Here is a 9,193-nt window from a genome sequence, read left to right as displayed (position 1 = left end):
GATTTTTTTGATTCCCTTTTCTAGAGGGTAAAATCTGGGGATAAAGGCGAACGCTTCGCTTCTTCGAATTCTTTCTGTCCTCTCCGTTATCGTGTAAATTTTTAGTTGAACATGTATAGCTCAAAAATATTTCAAAAAGGTTTACCGCAGTAGCACGGTTTGTATTTCATAAGGTTTAAAAGATAGTGTAATCTGGCCATTGGTATGGGCCAGTGGTTGAACCGGTTCTTCGAGTGCGTTGGAGTGATGGGCTTGCTCAAAGGCATGTGGCCATTGCAATGTGATGTCTTCGCGTTTGCCTGAGGATTCATAGAAACGCAGCACGGTGCCTTGTCCATCCTCTGCCATTTTGACGGTATCCAGAATAACATGGTTACTATTAAAGTTAATCCAGGAGCCTGTTGCTGGACGTACAGGTGCCGCAATTGCAGTTGCATCTGCAATTGGATCAACTCCAGTCCCTGTGCTTTGCTGTACTTCTTCCCTCTGCTGTACCTGCTCTATCTGTTGCTCTTGTTGTATCTGACCCTTTTGGTTCACCTGCTGTACCGTCACCTCATGATTCAGCTCAGCTGCCTGACGTACGGTGTGTGCAGTTCTCCAGTCTCCGTCGTGCGGATATAGGGAATACGTGAATTCATGTTCTCCCAGATCGGCTGTGCGATCCGGCCATTTGGGTGCACGCAGTAGGGACAAACGAATAGTGCTTCCCTGCACGTCGTACCCGTACTTGCAGTCATTGAGGAGGCTCACGCCGTATCCATATTCGGACACATCTGCGAAGCGATGTCCACAGACTTCATACTGCGCTTGTTCCCAGCTTGTGTTGCGATGTGTTGGACGTTCCAGTGCGCCAAATGGAATTTCAAATGTGGCCTTGGAGGTCACCACATCAATCGGGAAGCCAACTTTCAGAAGTTTGTGATTTTCGTTCCAGTTCACCTGTGTTTGAAAATCAATTCGCCGTGAGTCATGATAAAAGACGATATCTTGTGTGATTTCCGATTGATGGAGATTCCAGCGGAAACGCAGGATATCCTTCGTTGTACCCGCCAGCACCAGCTTTTTCTCCAACAGTTCCACTTCGCCAGCAATCTGTTCCTCATAACGACTGTCGATATCCCATGCATCCCATAGGGTTGGACGATCGTGGAAGAAGTGAAGCTGATTGCCTCGTTCACCCGGCTTCAACATCTCACGCTCCGCGGTCTTATCCCACAGACGGGTGATCTCCCCACGTTCATTGAATTGCACATGATAAAAGGCGGTATCCCATGTATCATTAAAGGTTGGTTGTGCGGCAAGGGTCGTCATTTCCCGTACATTCGTTTCCCTTGTATTTTCCGGTACCAGCCAAATCGTCTTATATCCAAACGCCGGAATGTCTGTCACGAGAATAGACATGCTGCCATCCTCCCGATCCATCCGCAAGCGCTGACCTTCTTCATCGATGCCGTAGCGATCCAAGCTATCCTGCACAGCCAATTGAACAACTGCACTCCGTTTCCAGCCCAGGCTGTTGAATACAACATAGGCTAATGAACCTTCCGGTCCCTCTGTGTTGATACCCGTAGTCAATGCTGCAATGCCTTGATCCAGTCCGGTTCTGCCCAATTCAAATACCTGTACATATTCTTCATTCGAAGTGACGTAGGATTCCGTAATCGCCGATCCCGGAATAATATCGTGGAATTGATTCAGCAAAATTAATTTCCAGCCGTCATGCAGATTTGAACGCACTTCAGCTTCTGCATCTGCCTCCATATCTGGAAGAGCAAGTGTATTCCACAGCTCGGCTTCACGATACAGAACCTCCGCTTTCCGATTGTTACGCTTATTGCGCGCATGGGTCGTGTAGGTTCCCCGATGTAACTCCAGATACAGATCCCCATGCCACTTCGGCAGTACAGGTTGCTCCTTTTCAATCCCGGCAAAGAAAGCTCCAGCTGTGCTATATCGGCTCGCAGGCTGTCCAACCATCAGGTCTGCGCGATTCACATACTCCAGCATCTCGCGTGTTACGCCACCGCCGCCATCTCCGTGTCCGTATAGAAGCATATGCTCCGGATGAGCCGCTTTCTCACGGTAGGACTGCCAGTGATCATGAATGTCCTTCGGCAACGTATGCTCGTTAACACCATGATTGAGGTAAGACAGGATCGGTGTGCCGTCAATGCCCACCCAGTGGAAGAGATCGTATGGAAACACATTTGTGTCGTTCCATCCGAGCTTTGTTGTCATGAAATATTCCACATTGCCATGCTTCAAAATCTGTGGCAGGGAGGCACAATACCCGAATGTATCCGGCAGCCATTCAATCTGTGATGTCTTGCCAAACTCCTCCATATAGAAACGCTGACCATACAACATCTGGCGAATGAGGGACTCCCCGCTCGGGATGTTCAGATCCGGCTCAACCCACATGCCGCCCACCAGTTCCCAGCGGCCTTCTACAATCCGCTGCTTCACCCGCGCGTACAGCTCGGGATCATGCTTCTTCAGAAACGCATATAGTAAGGGTTGGCTCTGGGAATAAACATAGTCCGGATATTCATTCATGAGTGCATCTACAGTGGAGAAGGTACGGCTCGTTTTGCGTACCGTCTCACGTACAGGCCACAGCCAGGCAATATCAATATGGGACTGTCCCACCATATGCTCCAGACCTTCCGCGTTTCCGCCAATCTCACGCACATGATGCTTCAGATTATTCTCAATCTGACAAATACCCTCTCCCTGCTCAATCTCTTCTGCTGACATGCCTACAAATTGATCCATCGCACGATATACCAGTTCTAACAGGCGAACCCGCCGAAAGTCACTTTCCGGTAACAACACAGCCGAATCACGCACAATAATGACGGTATACATCAGACTACGAACCGCTTCATTGGGTCTCACCAGCAGGCTCGTAATTGATGTGATCGGTGGCTGAATAACCGCCTGTTGATTCAACGGGTCTATAGGTTCAGGTACCGGATCAAACATCTCGATCTCCAGTTCGGGATTGGTTCCAACTTTGGATGGATCAAGCGTGACGTAGGTATGATTGCGGTCCAGACCCTGATAAGAGTGCCCATTTACCCGAAGCAAGCCTTCTCCGCCTGTCTCAAATACAAGCCCATAAGTTGCTTGCTGCCATGTAGCAGGGATCTCCAAACGTGTTCTGAAAAAATAAGTCGTTCCCTGTTTGCTCGGAAAACGCTCAAAATCTTTCCCTTCGGGGTACTCACCCTGATCCTCATACTGTCCTGGCACATTATAATAAGCGCGGGTAATATCCCAGCTGCGCAGCTGTAATTGCTCCAGCCACTGATGTTCGGACAACTCGCGAATAAATCGTCTGATACGTTCCAACGTCTTACGCCTCCCTTACGGTCAGTTCGGCTATTTGCGTATCGTTAACGCTGCTGCCGATATGAATATGGAATTGTCCCGGTTCAACGACAGGCTTCAAATCACGACCAATATACTGCAGTTGCTCGGCTCCGATTCGGAATTCCACGGTCTGTGTCTCTCCTGGCTCCAGGTTCACTTTTGCAAACCCCTTCAGTTCCTTGGCCGGACGAGTTAGTGAGCTGACCACGTCAGAGATATACATCTGTACAACTTCTGCACCTGCATAACGGCCGGTGTTGGTCACATTCACCGATACCTTAACTGAATCATCAGTTGTCATGGACGAAGAACTCAGCTTCGGTTCGCTGTACTCATATGTGGTATAACTCAGTCCGTATCCAAATGCATAACGTGGCTCCAAATCCTCTTCCAAATACCTTTTGCCTCGGGACCGTTTGCCGTTATAATAGATCGGTAACTGACCGACATGCTTCGGAATGGAGATCGTCAATTTACCCGATGGATTCACATCACCGAATAAAATATCTGCAATGGCATGCCCGCCCTCTTGGCCCGGATACCACGCCTCCAGAATTGCATCGGCATGTTCATCCACCCAAGGTTCAGTGATGGGACGACCATTAATGTAAACAACGACAAGTTTTTTGCCGAGCTTGTGAATCTCCTGAATGAGTTCCAACTGTACTCCGGCAAGACCCAACGTCATCCGGTCGATCCCTTCGCCACACTCCATATCATTCCAGGAGTTATCGGACACATTGGAAGCTCCCGTTTTCAGATCGATCGTTCCTTCTCCAAAGTCACGTGCACTGGAGCCACCAACCACCATAATGACTGTATCTGCCTGGCTGGCAACTTCAAGGGCACGCTCGAATCCTTCTTTCGAATCACCTTTGATCCGGCAGCCTGGTGCATAAAGAACCTGATCTGTACTGCTGTCACCAGTCAAAGCACCAACAGAACTCTTCTCCGTTTGCCCATCCACATGATTAGCCAGCTTACTGCGAATCCCATCCAGTACCGTTGCCACTTTCGACTTCGGTTGCGGAGATGTGTAATCGCCCAGTTGATTGTAAGCCTGGTCTGCATTAGGACCAATCACGGCAATCTGGCCCACATCTGCTATCGATAGAGGTAGCGTGTCAGCCTCATTTTTGAGAAGTACAACACCTTCCGCTGCCAACTGGCGTGCCAGCTCAACATGAGTTTCACTGCCAATCACTTCTGCTGCACGATCTGCATCCACATAAGGCTGTTCGAATAAGCCCAGTCTGAACTTCAACGCCAGCACGCGAGAAGCAGCCTGATCCAGAACCTGCACATCAAGCTTGCCTTCTGCCACCGCCTGCACCAGATATTGCCCAAACATCTCACCGGACATCTCCATATCGATGCCTGCCTCAATCGCCTGTACGGAAGCTTCCATTCCATCTGCCGCGACATCATGCCCACTTGCCAGCATGTTGATCGCACCACAATCCGTAATGACCAGACCGTCAAAGCCCCAATCCTTACGCAGTACATCTTCCAGCAATTCCGTATTCACGGTGCAAGGCGTGCCATCAATTTCGTTGTACGCTGGCATGATCGACGCAGCGCCAGCTTCCACCGCTTTGCGGAATGGATAGAGATCCACTTCCAGCAGTTCGCGCCAGCCCATATGTACAGGCCCTGCATTACGTCCACCTTCCGAGCTGCCATAACCAACAAAATGTTTCAGCGTTGCCGCTACTGTATCTCCACGGTCAAGACTTTCACCCTGAAGCCCTTCTACGGAAGCAACTGCCAGCTCTCCAATGAGAAACGGATCTTCACCGAAACATTCCTCCGTACGTCCCCAGCGCGGATCACGCACAACATCCAGTACCGGAGAATAGGTGACCGCACCACCTTGAGCACGTGTCTCCCGTGCTACTGCCCGGCACATCTCCCGATACAAATCCACATTCCAGGTGCTCCCCAATAAAAGAGGAACTGGATAGACCGTTCCGTCAATAGCCATATGACCATGCGAGCACTCTTCCCCGATCAGAATGGGAATCCCCAGTCTGGAATGTTCTATTGCATAACGTTGAATCAGATTGACCGCCTCAGCACCTTCTCTGGCAGACAGTCCATTTTCCAGTGTAACGCCAGTCCAGGGATCTGCCCGAAGCGCACCGTAAAGGGAGCCGATGCCCCCATTTTCCACTTGCTGTTTAAAGGATTCGTTTAACGTGATGTTCCCTTGATCATTCGTATATGTTTGCCAGCCAAATGGCTGCGTAAGTTGGCCTACCTTTTCTTCCGTAGTCATCAGGCTAAGCAGGTGTTGTACCCGTTCCTCTACGGATTTGCTTTGGTCCTTGTAAGTCATCAATCTGCATCTCTCCAATCCTATAACGTGATCCGGTTATTCTTTGACCGCGCCCACCGTCAGACCCTGTACGAAATAACGCTGGAAGAACGGATAAGCGAATATAATCGGCAACGTAGCAAGCACAACCATCGCCATTCGGGACGTATCCTGCGGAATGGACTGCATGGCTGCCAGACTCATCGAACTGTTAGCAGAGTTCTGCTGGATAAACTGGATACTCGACTCGATCCGCATCAGCATGGATTGCAGCGGTACCAGATTCGGATTATCGATATATAATAACGCATTGAACCAATCATTCCAGTAACCGAGTGTACTGAACAACCCGATGGTTGCCAGTCCCGGCAAGGAAAGTGGAACCACGATTTTCATAAAGGTATAGAACTCACCAGCGCCATCAATTTTCGCCGATTCAATGACTGCATCCGGTACACTAGTCGAGTAGAATGTACGCAGAATCATAATATAGAAGGCATTCATCGCCAGCGGCAGAATCAGTGCCCATAACGTATCTTTCAATCCAAGCAGCTGGGATACGACCATATAGGTTGGAATCATCCCGCCGTTGAACAGCATGGTCAGAATTGCAAAGATGGAGAAAAATCTCCGATACCTGAAGCTCTTGCGGGAGATCGCATACGCATACAGCGACATGAGAATCAGACTGATGATGGTACCAAGTACCGTCACCAGAATGGTAACTCCATACGCCCGCAGCAGCGTGTCCCCACTCTGCCAGACAAACTGATATGCCGCGAGACTCCATTCTGCCGGAATCAGACGATACCCATCACGGGCCAGTGCTTTCTCGTCTGTAAACGAGATGATAACTACAAATATAAAAGGAAATACACAGATCAGAGCAAATAGACCGGCGATGATGTTCATGATCACGTTCCATCCGTTGGATACGTGGTGGAAGTCGCGTTTTTTAACGAGCCTTGCTTGAGCCATAGTGGTTCACTCCTTTCCCTGTCCTAGAATAGGCTACTGTCTTTATCTACTTTGCGAACAACATAATTGGAGATAATAACAAGCACAAAGCCCACCACGGATTGATACAATCCCGCTGCTGTACTCATGCCGATCTCACCACTAGTTTTTAAACCTCGATATACATACGTATCAATAACATTGGTCACGGAGTATAACGTTCCCGAATCCCTTGGGACTTGATAGAACAGTCCAAAGTCGGCATAGAAAATGCGGCCTACTGCCAGCAAGGTCATAATCGTGATGATGGGTGACAGCAACGGAATCGTAATATTACGAATCTGCTGCCATTTGCTTGCTCCATCAATCATGGCTGCTTCATAGAGTGATTTATCAATCCCCAGTATGGAAGCCAGATAGACAACGCTGCTATACCCGATGGTTTTCCATAACGCTACGAATACCAGAATATACGGCCAATATTTTGCCTCAGAGTACCACTGAATCGGTTCCATCCCAAACCAGCCGATAATCTGATTCAACATCCCGCGGTCCATGCTCAAGAAGCTGAAAGCGAAGTAACCAACGATAACCCAGGATAGAAAATACGGCAGAAACATGCCGGTTTGATACAGTTTGGCGAGTCGTTTATTCACTAGTTCCGAGAGCAGGATTGCCAATGCCACAGCAAATACCAGTCCCAGGAAGATAATGGCGATGTTATAAAAGAGGGTGTTGCGTGTAATGAGCCATGCGTCACTTGTGCTGAACAGGAATTTGAAATTGTCCCAACCAACCCATTCACTCTTCATCAGACTTGCCCAGAACCCTTCACGGCTGAATCGATATTCTTTGAAAGCAGCCACTGTGCCCACAAGTGGCAAGTAGGAGAAGAAGAAGAACCAGATGGCGCCTGGCAGCACCATGAGCAGCATGACTCGGTTTCTAATCAGGTTTTTCAAAAATGTAGTCATTGTGGATATCCTCCTTCAGGCTTGAATGAAAAAGGACCGGACGCGATAAGCAGCCGCCCGATCCTTACGATGTACTGTTACTTGTTTTCCGCTCTCCAGGCATCCAGCTGGCTTTGGGCTTCAGCCATTACTTTCTCCAGTCCGGCTTGATTGAACTTCTCAATCACTTGATCCAGATTGGCTGCCGGGTCCAGTGTACCTGTCATCAGTGCTGCCCAATATTGCTCTTTCACGTTCTGTACCGCTGTCAGTTCGGACGATACATTGCTTGCATCAAAGTTAAAGCTGAGGATCGGGGAATTGACACCTTCAGCGTTAAACTTCTTGAACTCATCCCATTTGTTATCCGGGTCATTGCTGTTCAGATAGAGCAGCATGTTGTTCCCAAGGGAGTATGAAGGCATATCGTAGTTTTTCGATTCAGGCAGATTTTCCATATGTGTGTCATCCACTTTTTTGTAGTGTGTGCCCTCAATACCGGAGTCCACCATATTACGCAGCACAGGATCTGTATTGAGCAGGTTCAGGAATTCCATCGCTTTCTCCGGATATTCCGAGTTCGCCGAGATGGCCATGATGGAACCTTGTACAGATGTATTTGTTATAATTGCTTCACTTGCAGGTGTGGAAACGACTTGATAACCGTAACTTGCAGACCATTGATTGTCCGCGAGCGGCTGAGTCTGTGCACGATCCAGGAACCAGTTACCCGATGTTGTCAGGTCGTTCGTGGAACCTGTTGTTGCCGCTTCTGCCGACACATAACCAGCCTTGTAGTATTTGTGCATCGTGGTAAGTGCTTCTTTCATTTCAGGTGTTTCCAGTATGTTTACAAGCTTATAGTCTGTTGTATCCAGCTTGATTGCCATCGGCAGATTCTGAATGACATAGTCATAAGGCACGTAAGGAACATAGTTTTTATCCATGGCAAATGGTGTTACACTTGCCTCGTTTTCCTTAATTGTTTTGAGCAGAGGCTCCAGACTGTCTAACGTACGAACGCCCGAGATATCCAGCTTGTATTTATCAACCAACATTTGGTTAAAGCGCCATACCTCTTGTTGTGGCAGCTCTTTGTTGGCTGGAATTCCGTAATTGTGTCCATCTACCTTGGAACCGCTGAGGAATGCAGGATCAATGGTCTTGGTAAGATCCTGACCGTATTCAGCAAGCAGGTCATCCAGTTCGAGGAATGCACCTTTTCTGGCATTTTGTACATAATCGAATCCACCAGAAGAAGTGAACAGAATGTCCATTGGCTCACCGGATGCTACGTTAACCTGCATCTTCTGCGGGTAGTCACCCCAGTCAACCATCTTCATCGTTACCGTGGCATTAATTTTCTCTTTGGTATACTTGCTCACTTCTTCCATCACTTTATTGACGTCTTTCTGAGGGGTACCGATGGTATACCAGATCAACTCTACCGCGTCATCTCCAGCTCCCCCGGATTCTGAAGCATCTTTGCTTCCTCCACAGGCACTAAGAACAAGTGTAACGGCCATTAACAATGCAAGAACGAGTGAGAAGCGTTTTCTTTGTTTACTCATTTCTTTGATCCTCCCTT

At 48.6% G+C, this 9,193-nt stretch carries 5 protein-coding genes; all 5 read right to left on the bottom strand.

Annotated features, from left to right (window positions below; all coding sequences use genetic code 11):
* Positions 1-141: 141 nt before the first annotated feature.
* A complete protein-coding gene (locus ACE04G_RS22265; protein WP_221821008.1) occupies positions 142-3,357 on the bottom strand; it encodes an alpha-mannosidase in 3,216 nt (1,071 codons plus the stop codon).
* 4 nt (positions 3,358-3,361) lie between these two features.
* Positions 3,362-5,716 (bottom strand): glycoside hydrolase family 3 N-terminal domain-containing protein, encoded by a 2,355-nt coding sequence (locus tag ACE04G_RS22260; protein WP_221821043.1) that lies wholly within the window; start codon positions 5,714-5,716, stop codon positions 3,362-3,364.
* 36 nt (positions 5,717-5,752) lie between these two features.
* Positions 5,753-6,673 (bottom strand): carbohydrate ABC transporter permease, encoded by a 921-nt coding sequence (locus ACE04G_RS22255; RefSeq protein WP_221821009.1) that lies wholly within the window; start codon positions 6,671-6,673, stop codon positions 5,753-5,755.
* A gap of 23 nt (positions 6,674-6,696) precedes the next feature.
* Positions 6,697-7,626, bottom strand: coding sequence for an ABC transporter permease (locus ACE04G_RS22250; protein ID WP_036605780.1), 930 nt, complete (start codon positions 7,624-7,626; stop codon positions 6,697-6,699).
* 77 nt (positions 7,627-7,703) lie between these two features.
* The gene (locus tag ACE04G_RS22245) at positions 7,704-9,176 is read right to left on the bottom strand and encodes an ABC transporter substrate-binding protein (RefSeq protein WP_036605779.1); all 1,473 of its coding nucleotides are present in this window, start codon (positions 9,174-9,176) and stop codon (positions 7,704-7,706) included.
* Positions 9,177-9,193: the final 17 nt, after the last annotated feature.

The sequence above is a fragment of the Paenibacillus sp. AGC31 genome, assembly GCF_057334655.1.
Note: the sequence above shows the minus strand (reverse complement) of the source record. Positions and strands in the feature narration are given on the sequence as shown.